Source organism: Xanthomonas sp. CPBF 426 (assembly GCF_903989465.1).
GTDB classification, from domain to species: Bacteria; Pseudomonadota; Gammaproteobacteria; order Xanthomonadales; family Xanthomonadaceae; genus Xanthomonas; species Xanthomonas euroxanthea.
This window is the reverse complement of the sequence record NZ_LR861805.1, coordinates 1,279,252-1,295,736: the sequence shown is the minus strand read 5'-3', so window position 1 is coordinate 1,295,736 and position 16,485 is coordinate 1,279,252. Positions and strand designations below refer to the sequence as shown.

Genomic DNA, 16,485 nt, shown 5'->3' with positions numbered 1-16,485 from the left:
GGCGACGCAGGGACTTGCCGATGGGCGGCGATGATGCGCCACCTGGCCAGCGCTGCGATGGCACCTGCGTGCCCGACCGACGGTAAGCGCAGTGGTTTGACGCCGGTCCATGGCAGGTCGCTGAGTTGCCGCTTGGCTGCAGGGTCCTTGCCCGCCCACCATCGCGGGACACGCCGCAAGTACGTCCCTGTAGGCTCTTACGCGGCATCCATGCCGCGTAAGGTCCCGCGACGGTGGGCGGGCAAGGACCCGTCGAGATGGTCGGTGTGCAGGGGCGCGCACAGGGTATGGCGTGCATTGTTCGGAGGATGGTGCGTCCAACAACCATTCCATCACAAGCAGAGCAACAAGCAGGCGTTCAACAAAGCAACCGACGCATTTTCTGGTGCGGTGTCCTCGCCGATTGCGGGACCGTGTGGCGGCATGGATGCCGCCACCGAGCCTACACGGACGTACTTGCGGCGTGTCCCGCGAGCGGTGAGGGCACCGCGCGCACGACCAACCAGGCTTTTGACTGCATCCCAAAATGCGGCCAATAAAACCACTGCGCTCGCCACCAAGCGGGCGCTCACCACACTTTGAAAGCCACTCCTAGCGCAACTGCAGCACCGTGCGCATGTACATCTCGATCAACGCCGGCTTGTCCGCGCGCAGGCAGGCCTGCACGTTCGGCGTGCCTGTGCCTTCGCGGGTGTACCCCTGCGCATCGACGTCCAGGTGCAACGGCGTGGTCGGGCACAGTGCGGGGCGCAGCAGCCAGGCCACCGGCACCGCGTCGAACAAGGTCGGCGTGGCGCTGGCCCAGGGCTGGTCGGTGTTGCGCCACTGGTAATACAGCTGGGTGAGCGCATCGGTGAGCCCGTCGCCGTGTGCAAACAGCGCGACGCGCTCGGGCTCTTCCAGCGGAACCTGGGTGGCGTCCAGGGGCAGCAACACGATCGGCACGCCGGCCGCGAACACCCGCTGCGCCGCCGGCACATCGGCCAGGATGTTGTACTCCGGCGCCGGCGCACTGGCCGGCCGATACGCCGATTTGCCATAGCCAACGCGGACCGAGCCGCCCATCGCCACGATGCGCTTGAGCCTGGCAAAGCCGGCCGGGTCGCGCTGCTGCGCCAGTGCCGCGTCGGTCATCGGCCCCAACACCAGCAAGGTCACCTCGCCGGGATGCAGGTGCGCCTGCTGCAGGATCATCGCCGCCGCATCCGGCAGCTTGCCTGGCGCCTGTCCCCTTGCGGCCCAGCGCGCCTGGCTGAAGGGGATCGCGCTGGTGGTGCGTGCACCCACCGCCAACGGGATCTCGCTGCGCCCGGCCTGCTGCAACAGGCGCTGCAGCAACTGCGCGCGCAAGCCGGTGTCGCCCCAGGCCGATGCGATGCCCAGCACCCGCAGCTGCGGGCTGCGCAGCAACAACCCCAGCGCAAACGCATCGTCGATGTCGTCGCCGATATCGGTGGAGACCACCAGCAACTCGGTGGATGTGGGTGTTGGCGGCGCCTGCGCTGCGGTCACGGCAGGCGTCTGCCCCCATGCCACTGCCGATGCGCACCACAGCCCCAGCATCCACCACGCGTTTCGCCATCTCTGCTGCATGTCCCTGCTCCTGCGACCATAAAAAAACCGCCGGCGTGTTGGCCGGCGGTTCAATCGTGCTACACCACCACGCCGATCAGAAATTGGCGCGGAACTGCGCGCCGACGATGCGCGGGTCGTTGATGAAGCCGGTGAGGTTGTTGAAGTCGATCGCACCGGTCACACGGATCTGGTTGGTGCAGTTGCGGCAGAACACCGACACCTCGTACGCGCCCGCACCCCAGTTGTAGCCGATCTTGGCGCCGCCTTCGACCAGCGGCTGGCCGGTGAACTCCTTGGAGTCGTACAGGAAGAAGTTCACTTCGCTGCGGTAGGACCAGTCGGTGTAGAAGAACAGCTCGCCGTCGTTGCCCATCGGGATGCCGTAACGCAGGGTGGCGTTGGCCATCCACTTGGCAGCCTGCGGCAGATCGTTGCCGTCGATGATGGCGTTGCCGGCCGCGTTGAGCGGGTCGGTCACGGTGCAGGTGCGGCACACGCCCACCGACAGCGCCGGGTCGTCGATGCGGGTCCAGTTGTAGGCGCCGCCGGCGGTGACGCGCAGGTTCTGGGTGAGCAGCGCTTCGAAGTCGAACTCGGCGCCGCGCGCCTTGGTCTTGTCGGCGTTGAGCAGGCGCACGTCGTTGGAGACGCCGCCCACCGCGGTGAGCTGCTGGTTCTTGACGCGGAAATCGTAGATGTCGAAGCTCAGGCGCGCGCGGTTGTCGAACAGATCCGACTTGATGCCGATCTCGAACGAATCCACCGTCTCCGGCTCGGCCACGGTCAGCGGCGCGGTGCCCGAGGGCACGCCGAAGCTGGCGCCGCGGAAGCCGCGTGCCGCACGGGCGTACACGTTGACGTCGTCGTTGATGGCGAAGGTGGCCGCCAGATCGCCGGTGACCTTGGAGTTGTCGGTCTCGCCGCTGGACGGCTCGACCAGCGTGACGCGATCCAGCGCCAGCACGTCGAAGGTCTTCTTGTCGTAGGTGTAGCGGATGCCGGCGCGCAGGTTCAGGCGATCGGTGGCCGCATAGTTCAACGAGCCGAATGCCGCCCATGAGGTGTTGCGCTGGCGGGTCAGCTGGTAGCTGGCCAGATCGCCGCCGCTGAAGGTGTTGTAGGTGTAGTTTTCGCCTTCCACATCGTCATGGAAGTAGTACAGGCCGGCCTGCCAGTTGAGCGGGCCCTCGTACTGCGATTCGGCGCGCAGTTCCTGGCTGTACTGGTCCAGGCTCTTGATGCCGCCGGCGGTTTCCACCGGGAACGGAATCACGCCCGGGCCGGACGGCGGTGCGAACACCGCGCCGAAGCCGCCGTCGATGTCGCCGCGGCTGTAGTACTTGCCGATGCCTTCGTAGGCGGTGATCGAGTGCAGCGCGATGTCGCCCAGGTCCCAGGTCAGGTTGGCGCTGCCGCCATAGGTCTGCAGTTCCTGGTTGTTGGCGCCGTCGATGAAGGACTTCTCTTCGTCGAAGCCGTCCACCAGCTGGTTGGTGCCGGGCTGGATGACGTTGGCGCGGAACAGCCGCGCGGTGCCGTCCAGGTGACGCGCATGCGCGTTGAACAAGGCACTGAAGTCGTCGCTGGCCTGGTACAGCAGCTGCAGGCGCACGGCCGAATCGGTATAGCCTTCCAGGTCGCGGCCATCGCGGTTTTCCACCCAGTCGTCGCGACGCTGGCCCAGCGTGGACAGACGCGCCGCCCAATGCTCGCCCATGGCGATGCTCAGGCCGCTTTCCAGCGTCATCGTGCCGTAGGTGCCGTAGGACAGGCTGGCGTAGCCGTCGTTGGCGCCAATGGTCGGCTTGACCGAGTTGAACTTGACCACGCCGGCCGGCGTGTTGCGGCCGAACAGCGTGCCCTGCGGGCCACGCAGCACTTCCAGGCCTTCCAGATCGAAGATCGGGAAGCCCTTCAGGAACGCGTTTTCCTGCACCACGTCGTCATAGATCAGCGACACCGGCTGCGAGGCGTAGGTGTTGAAGTCGGTGTTGCCGTAGCCGCGGATGTACACGCGCGGGAACACACGGCCGTTGGACGATTCGATGTTGAGGCTGGGCGCCTTGCCCGCGAGCACGCGGATATCCGAGCCGCTGGTGGAGATGGCATCCAGAAATTCCGGACGCAGCACCGATGCCGAGACCGGCACGTCCTTGGAATCTTCCGAGCGGCGCTCGACCGTGACCTTGACCGCGTCCAGGCGCACGACACCGTCGTCGCTGGGCGCCTGCTGGGCGGCGGCATGAAGCGGAAGAAGGGAAGCGACGGCAACGGCGAGCGCGCTGATCTTGAGCGACCGGCTGGCGGACATGGGAAGACTCCGAATTCGGTTGGCGGAGCGGCCTGATCTGCATGCCGCGTTGCAACAGAATTAACACGATTTACACAAATTTGGCAGAGCGCGTGCGAAAAAGTTTTCCGAATTCGAAAAGGCGTTCGAATTAATGCAACACCCAAGTGCATTTTGTGCGCCGGGGGCGTGCCCGGTCTCAGCGAACGATCAACCGCCCCCGGGCGGCGTCGACCGGCACCCGCACCCAGCCTTCCATCAACACCCGCGCACTACGGCTCATCAGTGCCTTGGTGACCCGCCATTTGCCATCGATCGATTGCGCCTCGGCGCCGACCCGCAGGGTGCCGGACGGATGCCCGAAGCGCACCGCCGTGCGCGTCACGCCGCCGGCGGCCAGATTGACCAGCGTGCCAGGCACAGCCGCGGCTGTCCCGATGGCGACGGCCGCGGTGCCCATCATGGCGTGGTGCAACTTGCCCATCGACAGCGCGCGCACCAGCAGATCGATCTCGGCCGCGCGCACCGGCTTGCCGCTGGACGCGGTGTAATCAGCCGGTGGCGCGACAAAGGCCACCTTCGGGGTGTGCTGCCGCGTGGCTGCCTCTTCCACCTTTGCAATCAAGCCCATCCGCAACGCGCCGTGCGCGCGCAAGGTCTCGAACATCGTCAGTGCACGCGGGTCGCCATTGATCGCCTCCTGCAGCTCGGTGCCGGTGTAGCCCAGGTCGCGCGCGTTGACGAAGATGGTCGGAATGCCGGCATTGATCAGCGTCGCGGCGATCGTACCCAGGCCGGGAACCTCCAGCTGATCGATCAGCCTGCCGGTGGGAAACATCGCCCCCCCCTCGCCTTCAGCAGCGTCGGCCGGGTCGAGGAATTCCAGCTGCACCTCGGCGGCCGGAAAGGTCACCCCATCCAGTTCGAAGTCACCGGTTTCCTGCACCTGGCCATCGGTCATCGGCACATGCGCCACGATGGTCCTGCCGATATTGGCCTGCCAGATCCGCACCGTCGCCACACCGTCGCGCGGCACCCGCGCGGCATCGACCAGGCCATTGGCAATCGCAAACGGCCCCACCGCCGCCGACAGGTTGCCGCAGTTGCCGCTCCAGTCCACAAACGCGCTGTCGATGGATACCTGCCCGAACAGGTAGTCCACATCGTGCCCGGCGCGCGCACTGGCCGACACGATCACGCCCTTGCTGGTGCTGGAGGTCGCCCCACCCATGCCGTCGATCTGCTTGCCGTACGGGTCGGGGCTGCCGACCACCCGCAGCAACAACGCATCGCGCGCAGGCCCGGGCAATTGGGCGGCAGCGGGCAGGTCCTGCAGGCGAAAGAACACGCCCTTGCTGGTGCCGCCACGCATGTAGGTGGCCGGGATGCGGAGTTGGGAGAGAGGGGTCATGGGCTTGGTCTATCTCGGTTGATCGTGATCGCGGCGAAGACGCATCGACTGCGGCGCTGCCGGAGAGTTGAGGCAAAACTCGCGTCGAACCGCTCAGGCGTCGCCGCTCATCCACGCAGGAATGTCGCGCTGCATCTGCAGCACACGCCAGATGACGATGTCCGTGTTGCGTTCGATGTAGAAAATCAAATAGGGAAATCCCTTCGGTGGCCACACCCGCAGGTCCTGCAGCTTCAACAGCACCGCATGTCGGCTGGAACCGACACCCGGGCGCTGCATCAGCATCTTGACCGCCGACTCCAGCGCGTCGGCAAACGCCAGTTCCAGCGCGAGCCCGGCTTGTTCGCCATACCACGCAGCGGCTTCGTCGACGTCGCGCAGCGCCAACGGGCGCCGGCGCGCCGGCTTCACTTGCTGGCAGCGCGTGCCTGCGCGCGCTCACGCATCTTGTCGAAAAAATCAGGCTCCGTTGCCACGGCCGGCCCGGAGTTGGCCCCATCCAGCAGCAACCCACGCAGCTGTTCCACATCGCGTTGCTTACGGATCAGTTCGCGTAGGTACTCACTGCTGGACCCGTAGGCATGCTCCTGGACTTGCTGATCGACGAACTGCTTGAGCTCGTCGGGCAAAGAGATATTCATCGTGGCCATACGACCTCCTGATGGCAAAGATTGCCAAAGCGTGCGCGCCTGCACGGGTGGGTGCAAGCGCGACCTGGCGTCCTCGGGCGTCGAAGCCATCAGGCTGCCGAGGCCTCAAGAAAATCCTGGGCAAACCGTTGCAATACGCCGCCCGCTTCGTAGATCGACACTTCTTCGGCGGTATCCAGCCGGCAGGTCACCGGCACCTGCAGCTGCTCGCCATTACGCCGATGGATCGACAGCGTCAGCGTGGCACCCGGCGTGCGCTCGCCGACCACATCGAAGGTTTCGCTGCCGTCGATGCCCAGCGTCTTGCGATCGCTGCCCGGCTTGAACTCCAGCGGCAACACGCCCATGCCGATCAGGTTGGTGCGGTGAATCCGCTCGAAGCCTTCGGCCACGATCACCTCCACGCCGGCAAGACGCACGCCCTTGGCGGCCCAGTCGCGCGAGGAACCCTGGCCGTAATCGGCACCGGCAATGATGATCAGCGGCTGCTTGCGCGTCATGTAGGTTTCGATCGCCTCCCACATGCGCAGCACCTGCCCTTCCGGTTCCAGCCGCGCCAGCGAGCCTGCCTTGACCTGCCCATCGACCACCGCCATTTCGTTGACCAGCTTGGGGTTGGCGAAGGTGGCGCGCTGCGCGGTGAGGTGGTCGCCGCGATGGGTGGCGTAGGAGTTGAAGTCCTCCTCCGGTACGCCCATCTGCGCCAGATATTCGCCGGCCGCGCTGCCGGCCAGGATCGCGTTCGACGGCGACAGATGATCGGTGGTGATGTTGTCGCCCAGCACCGCCAACGGGCGCAGCCCGCGCAAACTGCGTGCACCGGCGAGCGCGCCTTCCCAATACGGCGGGCGACGGATGTAGGTACTGGTCGGCCGCCAGTCGTACAACGGGCTCACCTGGATGCCGTGCCCCACGCTGCGCTTGAACATCGGATCGTAGACGCTGCGGAAGTGTTCCGGCTTGACGCTGCGCGCCACCACCGCATCGATCTCCGCATCGCTTGGCCACAGATCCTTGAGCGTCACCGCAACGCCTTCGGCGTCGATGCCCAGCACATCCTTTTCGATATCGAAGCGCACTGTCCCGGCGATGGCATAGGCGATCACCAACGGTGGCGATGCCAGGAACGCCTGCTTGGCGTAGGGATGGATGCGCCCGTCGAAATTGCGGTTGCCCGACAGCACCGCTGTCGCGTACAGATCGCGGTCGATGATTTCCTGCTGGATCGCCGGATCCAGCGCGCCACTCATGCCGTTGCAGGTGGTGCAGGCAAACGCGACGATGCCAAAGCCCAGTTGTTCCAGCTCGCCCAACAGGCCGGCCTCTTCCAGATACAACTGCACCGCCTTGGAGCCCGGCGCCAGCGAACTCTTGACCCACGGCTTGCGGGTCAGTCCACGCGCGTTCGCGTTGCGCGCCAGCAAGCCGGCGGCAATGACATTGCGCGGGTTGGAGGTATTGGTGCACGAGGTGATCGCGGCGATGATCACCGCGCCATCGGGCATCTGCCCCGGCACATCGTCCCAGACACCGGCAATGCCGCGCTCGGCCAGCGCGCTGGTGGCCACGCGCTTGTGCGGATTGGACGGGCCGGCCATGTTGCGCACCACGCTCGACAGGTCGAACTGCAGCACACGTTCGTACTGCGCTGTGACCAGATCATCCGCCCATAAACCCGTCTGGCGCGCGTAGGTCTCCACCAAGGCAATCTGTGCGTCCTCGCGCCCGGTCAGACGCAGGTAGTCCAGCGTCTGCTGGTCGATATAGAACATCGCCGCGGTGGCACCGAACTCCGGCGTCATATTGGAAATGGTCGCGCGGTCGCCGATGGTCAGCGCGCTGGCGCCGGCTCCATAAAACTCGAGATAGGCACCGACCACGCGTTGCTGGCGCAGGAATTCGGTCAGGGCCAGCACGATATCGGTGGCGGTGATGCCGGGCGCCGGCCGGCCCAGCAATTCCACGCCGATGATGTCGGGCAGGCGCATCCACGAGGCACGGCCGAGCATCACGTTCTCCGCTTCCAGCCCACCCACACCAACCGCGATCACACCCAGCGCATCCACATGCGGGGTGTGGCTGTCGGTACCCACGCAGGTATCGGGAAAGGCCACGCCGTCGAGCGTGTAGATCACCGGCGACATCTTCTCCAGATTGATCTGATGCATGATGCCGTTGCCCGGCGGAATCACTTCCATGTTCTCGAACGCGCGCTTGGTCCACTCGATGAAGTGGAAGCGGTCGGCGTTGCGGCGATCTTCCACACTGCGGTTCTTGGCGAAGGCCTGTTTGTCGAAGCCGGCGTATTCCACTGCCAGCGAGTGATCGACGATCAATTGCACCGGCACCACCGGGTTGACCTGCGCCGGATCGCCCCCCTGCTCGGCGATTGCATCGCGCAGTCCGGCCAGGTCGACCAGCGCGGTCTGCCCCAGGATGTCATGACAGACCACACGCGCCGGAAACCAGGGAAAATCCAGGTCGCGCCTGCGCTCGATCAACTGGCGCAGGTAGGCCTCCAGCATCTGTGGCTGCGCGCGCCGCACCAGGTTTTCGGCATGCACGCGCGCGGTATACGGCAACGTTGCGTAGGCGCCGGGTTGCAGCGCATCCACGGCGGCGCGCGCATCGAAGTAGTCCAACGAGGTGCCCGGCAAGGGCTTGCGGTACTGGCTGTTCATGGCTGGCGATATCACAAAGCGGGCGGGGTCTGCTGGTGCTGGTGCTGGTGCTGGTGCTGGTGCTGGTGCTGTTGCTGGTGCTGTTGCTGGTGCTGTTGCTGGTGCTGTTGCTGGTGCTGGTGCTGGTGCTGTTGCTGTTGCTGGTGCTGCTGGTGCTGTTGCTGTTGCTGGTGCTGCTGGTGCTGGTGCTGCTGGTGGTGCTGGTGCTGGTGCTGGTGCTGTTGCTGGTGCTGTTGCTGGTGCTGGTGCTGCTGGTGCTGGTGCTGGTGCTGGTGCTGCTGGTGCTGCTGGTGCTGCTGGTGCTGCTGGTGCTGCTGGTGCTGCTGGTGCTGCTGGTGCTGTTGCTGCTGTGGCTGTGGCTGTTGTTACAGGCGCTCGTGCTGCTAGTCACCACCTGCTGCTCGCCACTCTCCCTTCTCCCGCAACGCGGGAGAAGGTGCCCGAAGGGCGGATGAGGGCCGCTCGCAGGCAGCAGCTTTTCAGGAGCGCTGATCCAGCGGCACGAACACCTGATCCTCTGGACCCGTGTAATTCGCAGAAGGCCGAATGATCTTGCCGTCCATGCGTTGCTCGATGACGTGCGCGCTCCAGCCAGCCGTACGCGCCAGCACGAACAGCGGCGTAAACATCGCCGTCGGCACGCCCATCATGTGGTAGCTGACCGCACTGAACCAGTCCAGGTTCGGGAACATCTTCTTGATGTCCCACATCACGCTCTCCAGGCGCTCGGCGATGTCGTACATCTTGCGGCTTCCCTGTGCCTCGGAAAGCTCGCGCGCCACCTCCTTGATCACTTTGTTGCGCGGGTCGGACACGGTATAGACCGGATGCCCGAAGCCGATCACCACTTCCTTGCGCTCCACACGCGCCTTGATGTCGGCCTCGGCCTCGTCCGGCGTGTCGTAGCGCTTTTGCACCTCGAAGGCCACTTCGTTGGCGCCGCCATGCTTGGGCCCGCGCAATGCGCCGATGCCACCGGCGATGGCGCTGTACATGTCGCTGCCGGTGCCGGCAATGACGCGGCTCGCAAACGTCGACGCGTTGAACTCGTGCTCGGCGTACAGGATCAGGCTGGTGTGCATCGCACGCACCCACGACTCCTTCGGCGCAAACCCGTGCAGCAGATGCAGGAAGTGCCCGCCGATCGAGTCGTCGTCGGTTTCCACCTCGATGCGCTTGCCGTTGTGGCTGTAGTGATACCAGTACAGCAGCATCGACCCCAGCGAGGCCATCAGCTTGTCGGCGATATCGCGTGCGCCAGGATGATTGTGGTCGTCCTTTTCCGGCTGCAGGCAGCCCAGCACCGACACGCCGGTGCGCATCACATCCATCGGATGCGACGAAGGCGGCAGCTGCTCCAGTGCGGTTTTCACTGCCGCCGGCACGCCGCGCAGCGAACGCAACTTGGCCTTGTAACCGCGCAGTTCGCCACTATTGGGCAACTTGCCATGCACCAGCAGATAGGCGATTTCCTCGAACTCGCTGGTGGTGGCCAGGTCCAGGATGTCGTAGCCGCGGTAATGCAGGTCGTTGCCGCTGCGCCCCACCGTGCACAGCGCGGTGTTGCCCGCAGCGGTGCCGGACAGGGCGACGGATTTCTTCGGCTTGAAGCCGGGATTGACGGTGTCGTTCATGCGATGCGCTCCCAAACGGTGTCGTGTTGCGGTGTCACGGATGAAATGGCCGAACCTGCACGCAGCAAGGCGCGATCATGCGCCTTTGCGTGCAAACAAGCCGTCCAGGCGCTGCTCGTAGTCGTGGTAGCCGATGCGCTCGTACAGCTCTTCACGCGTCTGCATGGTGTCCAGCACGGCCTGCTGATGCCCATCGCGCCGGATCGCGGTGTAAACCGCTTCGGCCGCCTTGTTGGCCGCACGGAACGCCGACAGCGGAAACAGCTGGATCGCCACGCCGGCCTGCGCGAGCTGGTCGCGTGTGAACAGCGGCGTCTTGCCGAATTCGGTGATGTTGGCCAGCACCGGCACGCGCACCGCATCGACAAACCGCGTGTAGGTCTCCAGGTCATACGCGGCCTCGGCAAAGATGCCGTCTGCACCGGCCTCCACGCAGGCGATCGCACGCTCGATCGCCGCATCCACGCCTTCCATCTGGATCGCATCGGTGCGTGCGATCAAGAAGAACGCCGCATCGGTCTTGGCATCGGCCGCCGCCTTGACCCGGTCGACCATCTCGGCCTGGCTGACGATCTCCTTGCCCGGCCGATGCCCGCAGCGCTTGGCGCCGACCTGGTCTTCGATATGGCAGCCGGCCGCGCCCGCCTTGATCAGCGACTTGATGGTGCGCTCGATATTGAACGCGCTCGGCCCGAAGCCGGTATCCACGTCCACCAGCAGCGGCAGCGCGCAGACATCGGTGATGCGGCGCACGTCGATCAGCACGTCTTCCAGCGTATTGATGCCCAGGTCCGGCAACCCCAGCGAACCGGCCGCAACGCCACCGCCAGACAGGTAGATGGCCTGATAGCCGGCGCGCTGCGCCAGCAGCGCGTGGTTGGCATTGATCGCGCCGATCACTTGCAGCGGCGATTCGGCGGCCAGCGCGGCGCGGAAGCGCGAGCCGGCGGAAGCAGTGGGCGAGGACGTCATGGTGGTTCCTGGGGTGGGATGCGGGATAGAGCGCAAATGGCATGCCAACGCCAAGCCATTGATTCGACTGGACCAGTCAGCGCCAAATGTTGCAATACTGCAACGCGCCAAGCACGATGCAACATCCCTGCAACGCGACGCCACCGATGCGCAGCCCCCGATTTATCGAGCCGACGGAGACCTCTGGCCCCGTCATCTGGACCGTCAGCGTCTCTCGCCTGACCGGCCTGCTGGCCGACGTCATCCCCGAGTTCGACCAGCGCGCGCGCATCGAGCAGGTCAACCTCGGCTTTGCCGAGGCCGTGGAGGTCATCGGCCAGCGCCTGCGCCGCGAGCGCTGCGACGTGCTGGTCGCCGGCGGCTCCAATGCCGCCTATCTGCGCAGCCGGCTCGCACTGCCACTGGCGCCGATCCAGGCCACCGGATTCGATCTGATGGAAGCGCTGGCGCGCGCACGCCGCATCGCACCGCGCATCGGCGTGGTCACCCATGCCACCGACGTGCCCTCATTCCGCGCGTTTCAGGACAGCTTCGACCTGGACATCGAGCACCGTCGCTTCGTCACCGCCGAAGACGCGCGTGACTGCATCGCCGACCTGCGTGCCAGCGGCATCCAGGTCATCGTCGGCACCGGCATGGCGATCGATTTCGCCGAGCAGGCCGGCTTGCCCGGGGTACTGCTGTACTCGGCAGATTCGGTCCGCCTGGCACTCGAGCACGCCATCGCGCTGGGGAGCGCACCCGGCAACGATCACTCCGCCAGCCGCACCGTCACGCGCCGGGTGCGGCGCACCGACGCATTGCTGGGCGACGATGCTGCAATCACCCAGGTGCGCGAGCTGGTGCAGCTGTACGCCCCACATCCGGGCACCGTGCTGATCAGCGGCGAGACCGGTACCGGCAAGGAACTGGTCGCACGCCAGTTGCATGCCGGCAGCCGCCGGCGTGGCCGCTTCGTCGCCATCAACTGCGGCGCCATCAGCGAGTCGTTGCTGGAGGCGGAATTGTTCGGCTACAGCGACGGCGCCTTTACCGGCGCACGCCGCGGCGGCCATGTCGGCCTGATCGAAGCCGCGCAGGACGGCACGCTGTTTCTCGACGAAATCGGCGAACTGCCGGTGCCGCTGCAGACACGCCTGCTACGCGTGCTGGAAGAGCGCGAAGTGCTGCGGGTTGGCGCCACCCTGCCGGTCGCCGTGGACGTGCGCGTGGTCGCCGCCAGCCTGCAACCGCTGCAGGCACTGGTCGAGCAAGGACGCTTCCGCCGCGACCTCTTCTATCGCCTGGCAGCGCTACGCATCGCCCTGCCGCCACTGCGCAACCGCCCCGACGAGATCGCCTTGTTGCTGGCGCATTACTTCCAGCACCTCGGCGGCATGCCTTCCCCGCTGTCATCGACAGCACTGCAGCGGCTGCAACAGCACGCATGGCCGGGCAACGTGCGCGAATTACGCAATCTGGTCGAGCGCCTGTGCATTCATTGGAAGGCACAACCGCGCCACAGCCTTGACCTGGATCAACTGGAACGCTGGGCACCTGAGCTGTTCGAGATGCGCATTGGCGATGGCGATGGCGATGGCACAGCAGCACCCGGGCACACCGATCTTGCGAGCTCGCGCCTGCAACTCACCGCAGCGGTCGTTCGCGCAGCGCTCGATCGCGCAAACGGCAATCGCGCCCTCGCCGCACAGGCACTGGGCGTCTCGCGCACGACGCTGTGGCGCTGGATGCAGGCACACGCGGCGGCATCGCGGGATTGAGATACAGGCTTCGCCTGGCCGGGCTGCACGCGCGGACCTGTTTCGCGAATCTTCACAACGCCAGCCGCGCGCTCGGCGGCAACAGGTCATGCGCCGCGTTCCACACACCAGGGGTGCTGCCACATTGCTGATGTGATCACACGCAGCGCCGCTACCCAGCACCCACCCATTGAACGAGTGCGCAGCGATCACTTGACCCGCATGTACTCGGTATCGCCCGTACTCAGGTGCCCGGTCGCCTGGTCGATCGCATAGTTGACGGTGCCATCGGCGCCGGACACCTGCAGCACGCCCTTGTTCAAGATCGCCGGATGATTCTTCGTCCTGACGCCGCCGCCGAGCCGCTCCGGCGTGGTATCGCGAATGATGAAGCTCTCGCCGTTGTGCTCGATGCTGAGCACGTTCTTCTCCGACGTCGTGTTGACCCACCTGCCCACGTACTGCTCGCCCACATCGCGTGCACAGCCGGCCAGCAACGCCATCGCAACCAGAGCACTTCCAAGCAGCGCCTTCATCGCCACTCCTTCTTCAACGCGGGGGACTGCAGGATGGCGATTCGTTCCCGCGCCTGCAACAAGCAGGCACAACCGGATGAACAGGCCTGTCAGCGACTTGAACAAGTCGTTGGGATCAACGGGCTCTGCATCCCACTCGCACGGATAGCGGCGACACCTGCGATTTGACGGCATCGGCTGGTCCACATCACTTCAAGCGAGCCAGACGCCCAAGGCGGTTGCAGGAGCGCCTTCAGGAAAACAAAAAAGCCGGCGCATGGCCGGCTCTTCTTCTCGCGTTGAAACCCTTGTTGTTGCTGGATTTCGATGGTGGGCGGTACAAGGTTCGAACTTGTGACCCTTGCCGTGTGAAGGCAATGCTCTACCGCTGAGCTAACCGCCCGGTGACGCGAGCCGCACATTATAGGGCAGCTGCGGCGATCGTCAACAGGTTCATCGGCGACGGCGGCAATGCGCTCGAAAACGCCCCATTCCGGTGGCTGGGCGTGGCGCCATGACTCCCTGGCGCGACGCTGTGGCAGTCGATTCGGCGCCGTCAGATGCCCGATACGCCCGTCGATGCCCCGCGCCAGACAACGGCGATCACGCGCGCGACCGCAGCGCGCCGCATCACATCGTGTGCGTCGGCTTGTCGGAGGTCGTCAATCCCGCCAGCAGCGTCTCGATCTTGTTGCGCACGCTCTCGCCTTCCTGGCCGTCCGGGAACTGCACGCCGATGCCGGCGGCGCGGTTGCCCTGCGCACCGGCCGGGGTGGTCCAGATGACCTTGCCGGCAACCGGCAGGCGTTCGCTGGAGTCCGGCAGGGTCAGCAGCAGGAAGACTTCGTCGCCGAGCATGTAGCGCTTGGGCGTGGGCACGAAGATGCCGCCACCTTTCACGAACGGCATGTAGGCGCTGTAGAGCGCCGGCTTGTCCTTCAACGCCAGCGACAAAATGCCCTGGCGTGCATTCATTGCACTCATCGAGTTCCCCTAGAACGTGCCGGACGCTCTCCCTCGCGCCAGGCCAGCAACAATTCCGTCACCGCCAGATCGGCGCGGACGGTGGTGCGCAGCAGGTCGCGGGTGCGATTGGCGGCGTCGAACCAGGTCGCCAGCTTGTGCAACCGCGATGGATCGGTCAAGCCGGCCGATGCCTGTGCCAGCGCAAGGTCCGCCGCGTGGCGCAGCCGTTGGTCGGCCTGGCCGTCGTTGGTCCAGCGCTGCGCAACCTCCACTGCGCCGGCGCGCCCGGCGGCGATCTGTTCCAGGTCCTGCGCCACCGCGCGCCGCACCGCCAGGCCATCCTCGCGCAGCCACTGCGCCGCAAGCCCCGGATGACCGCGCGCGGCGTCCAGCGCTTCCTGCGCAGCCCGCTCGTCGACGCCCTGCGACAGCAGCCAGGCCAGCGCCTCGTGCGCGGGCGGCAGCTTGAATTCCAGCCGCTGGCAGCGGCTGCGGATGGTCGCCGGCAAGCGTGCCGGCTGCGCGCTGATCAGCCACAGGTAGCGCCCCGGCGAGGGTTCTTCCAGCGTCTTGAGCAGCGCGTTGCAGGCAGCGCGATTGATCGCATCGGCCGGGTCGACGATCACGATCTGGGCGATGCCGTACTGCGGGGTCAACGAGAGCTTTTGCGAAATCTCGCGCACCTGCTCGATCACGATCTCGGTGCGCAGCTTGTCGCCGGTGCGGTTGGGAATGAACGAGATCAGCTGCAGATCCGGGTGGGTCCCGGCGGCGATCAGCTGCCGGCTGCGCTGCGCCAGCGCCGGGTCCGGCGCGCTGGCCAGCACGTGCTCGGCCAGCGCCAGGGCCACCGCACGCTTGCCCAGGCCATCCGGCCCGCAGATCAGCAAGCCGTGGCCAAGCCGGCCGGCGTCCAGCGCCGCCAGCGTCTGGTCGTAGGCGCGCTGCTGCCAGGGTGAGAACGCAGTGGTCATGGCGTGGGCTCCGGTTGCGGCAGGCGGCGACGCTGCAGGTACCGCGCCACCGCCGCGTTGTGTTCGGCCAGGGTGGCCGAGAACACGTGCGCACCCGTGCCGTCGCCGACCGCCACGAAGTACAGGGCATTCCCCGGTGCCGGACGCACTGCCGCCAGCAAGGCCTCGCGGCCGGGCATGGCGATCGGGGTCGGGGTCAGGCCGGTGCGGGTGTAGGTGTTGTACGGCGTATCGGTGGTCAGGTCGCGGCGGCGGATATTGCCGTCGTAGCTGCTGCCGATGCCGTAGATCACGGTGGGGTCGGTCTGCAGCTTCATGCCCAGCTGCAGGCGGCGCAGGAACACGCCGGCAATCAGCGGACGCTCCGCACCCAGCGCGGTTTCCTTTTCGATGATGGAGGCCAGGATCAACGCCTGCTCCGGCGAGCTGAGCGGCAGATCGGCAGCGCGCTGCGCCCAGGCCTGCGCCAGCGCTTTGTCCATGGCGAGGTGAGCGCGCTTGAGCACGTCCAGATCGCTGTCGCCGCGCTGGTAGAGATAGGTTTCCGGCAGGAAGCGTCCTTCCGGGTGCTGGTTGGCGAACCCCAGCCGCGCCATCAACGCCGCATCGTCCAGCGCAGCGATGGATTGCTGCAGCGGCGTGGCGGTGGCGATCGCGGCGCGCAGCTGGCGGAAGTTCCAGCCTTCCACGATCGTGAAGCGGTACTGGATCACCCGGCCCTGGCGCATGCGTTCGAGCAGCTCGCGCGGCGACAGCGCCGGGGCCAGCGCGTATTCGCCCACCTTGAGTTTGCCTGCCGCATCGACCTGGCGCGCGAGCAGCTGCCATTCCAGATCGGTGCCCTGTGCCACGCCGGCGGCGCGCAACTTGCGCAGCGTGGCCTTGAGTGAATCGCCGGGCGCGATCACCACACTGGGCGCACTCGCGCTCACCGGCGTCTGGGCAAAGTGCAGGTAATGCCGCCACGCCACCACCGCCGCAATCGCCAGCAGCGCTGCAAGCAACAGCGCCGTGCCCAGCACGGCCAGACATCCACGTTTGCCAGTCACCGCCACACGCACCTCGTCATTGCCCCAGC

At 66.0% G+C, this 16,485-nt stretch carries 14 protein-coding genes, 1 tRNA gene and 1 pseudogene; 3 read left to right on the top strand and 13 right to left on the bottom strand.

All coding sequences use genetic code 11. The annotated features are described in order from the left end of the window. Positions 1 to 221: 221 nt before the first annotated feature. Positions 222 to 481: pseudogene (locus tag H7A87_RS20965) on the top strand (hypothetical protein); the annotation flags it as partial. A gap of 110 nt (positions 482 to 591) precedes the next feature. Here H7A87_RS20965 and H7A87_RS05600 read toward each other — a convergent pair. The 6 genes from H7A87_RS05600 to acnD all read right to left on the bottom strand — a co-directional run bounded on the left by H7A87_RS05600 (position 592) and on the right by acnD (position 8,607). After that, positions 592 to 1,563 (bottom strand): nucleoside hydrolase, encoded by a 972-nt coding sequence (locus H7A87_RS05600; protein ID WP_119129170.1) that lies wholly within the window; start codon positions 1,561 to 1,563, stop codon positions 592 to 594. A gap of 106 nt (positions 1,564 to 1,669) precedes the next feature. Then, on the bottom strand, positions 1,670 to 3,886 hold the full coding sequence (locus H7A87_RS05595; protein ID WP_104582343.1) for a TonB-dependent receptor: 2,217 nt from the start codon (positions 3,884 to 3,886) through the stop codon (positions 1,670 to 1,672). A gap of 178 nt (positions 3,887 to 4,064) precedes the next feature. Further along, positions 4,065 to 5,276 (bottom strand): 2-methylaconitate cis-trans isomerase PrpF, encoded by a 1,212-nt coding sequence (gene prpF, locus H7A87_RS05590; protein WP_119129169.1) that lies wholly within the window; start codon positions 5,274 to 5,276, stop codon positions 4,065 to 4,067. Positions 5,277 to 5,369: 93 nt separating this feature from the next. After that, positions 5,370 to 5,663 carry a type II toxin-antitoxin system RelE/ParE family toxin gene (locus tag H7A87_RS05585; protein ID WP_232087928.1) on the bottom strand — a complete coding sequence of 98 codons (294 nt, stop codon included), beginning with the start codon at positions 5,661 to 5,663 and terminating at the stop codon, positions 5,370 to 5,372. A gap of 20 nt (positions 5,664 to 5,683) precedes the next feature. Then, positions 5,684 to 5,926 (bottom strand): type II toxin-antitoxin system ParD family antitoxin, encoded by a 243-nt coding sequence (locus H7A87_RS05580; RefSeq protein ID WP_029220676.1) that lies wholly within the window; start codon positions 5,924 to 5,926, stop codon positions 5,684 to 5,686. Positions 5,927 to 6,015: 89 nt separating this feature from the next. Next, complete coding sequence (acnD, locus tag H7A87_RS05575) at positions 6,016 to 8,607, bottom strand: Fe/S-dependent 2-methylisocitrate dehydratase AcnD (protein WP_119129166.1); 2,592 nt, start codon at positions 8,605 to 8,607, stop codon at positions 6,016 to 6,018. 35 nt (positions 8,608 to 8,642) lie between these two features. Here acnD and H7A87_RS05570 point away from each other — a divergent pair, with 35 nt between their 5' ends. After that, complete coding sequence (locus tag H7A87_RS05570) at positions 8,643 to 9,062, top strand: hypothetical protein (protein ID WP_180496897.1); 420 nt, start codon at positions 8,643 to 8,645, stop codon at positions 9,060 to 9,062. 24 nt (positions 9,063 to 9,086) lie between these two features. Here H7A87_RS05570 and prpC read toward each other — a convergent pair whose 3' ends face one another. Together prpC and prpB are read right to left on the bottom strand one after the other, a co-directional pair. After that, positions 9,087 to 10,241 (bottom strand): 2-methylcitrate synthase, encoded by a 1,155-nt coding sequence (gene prpC, locus H7A87_RS05565; RefSeq protein WP_119129165.1) that lies wholly within the window; start codon positions 10,239 to 10,241, stop codon positions 9,087 to 9,089. Between the two features lie 75 nt (positions 10,242 to 10,316). Further along, positions 10,317 to 11,213, bottom strand: coding sequence for a methylisocitrate lyase (prpB, locus tag H7A87_RS05560; RefSeq protein ID WP_115676297.1), 897 nt, complete (start codon positions 11,211 to 11,213; stop codon positions 10,317 to 10,319). A 146-nt stretch (positions 11,214 to 11,359) separates the two neighbouring features. Between prpB and prpR the strand changes: the two genes are divergently transcribed. Further along, positions 11,360 to 12,973, top strand: coding sequence for a propionate catabolism operon regulatory protein PrpR (prpR, locus tag H7A87_RS05555; RefSeq protein ID WP_119129164.1), 1,614 nt, complete (start codon positions 11,360 to 11,362; stop codon positions 12,971 to 12,973). A gap of 188 nt (positions 12,974 to 13,161) precedes the next feature. Here the strand turns inward: prpR and H7A87_RS05550 are convergent, their stop codons facing one another. From H7A87_RS05550 to mltG, 5 genes are all read right to left on the bottom strand, one after another. After that, positions 13,162 to 13,488 carry a hypothetical protein gene (locus H7A87_RS05550; RefSeq protein ID WP_119129163.1) on the bottom strand — a complete coding sequence of 109 codons (327 nt, stop codon included), beginning with the start codon at positions 13,486 to 13,488 and terminating at the stop codon, positions 13,162 to 13,164. A gap of 307 nt (positions 13,489 to 13,795) precedes the next feature. Beyond that, positions 13,796 to 13,870, bottom strand: a tRNA-Val gene (locus tag H7A87_RS05545). A 227-nt stretch (positions 13,871 to 14,097) separates the two neighbouring features. Then, positions 14,098 to 14,451, bottom strand: a complete 354-nt coding sequence (locus tag H7A87_RS05540) for a PilZ domain-containing protein (protein ID WP_026064467.1) — start codon at positions 14,449 to 14,451, stop codon at positions 14,098 to 14,100. Then, entirely contained in the window at positions 14,448 to 15,407 is a 960-nt protein-coding gene (locus H7A87_RS05535; RefSeq protein WP_119129162.1) for a DNA polymerase III subunit delta', read from the bottom strand. The genes H7A87_RS05540 and H7A87_RS05535 overlap by 4 nt, the downstream gene beginning before the upstream one ends. Next, positions 15,404 to 16,468, bottom strand: coding sequence for an endolytic transglycosylase MltG (gene mltG / locus H7A87_RS05530; protein WP_119129161.1), 1,065 nt, complete (start codon positions 16,466 to 16,468; stop codon positions 15,404 to 15,406). Before mltG ends, H7A87_RS05535 begins: the two co-directional genes overlap by 4 nt. Between the last annotated feature and the right edge of the window lie 17 nt (positions 16,469 to 16,485).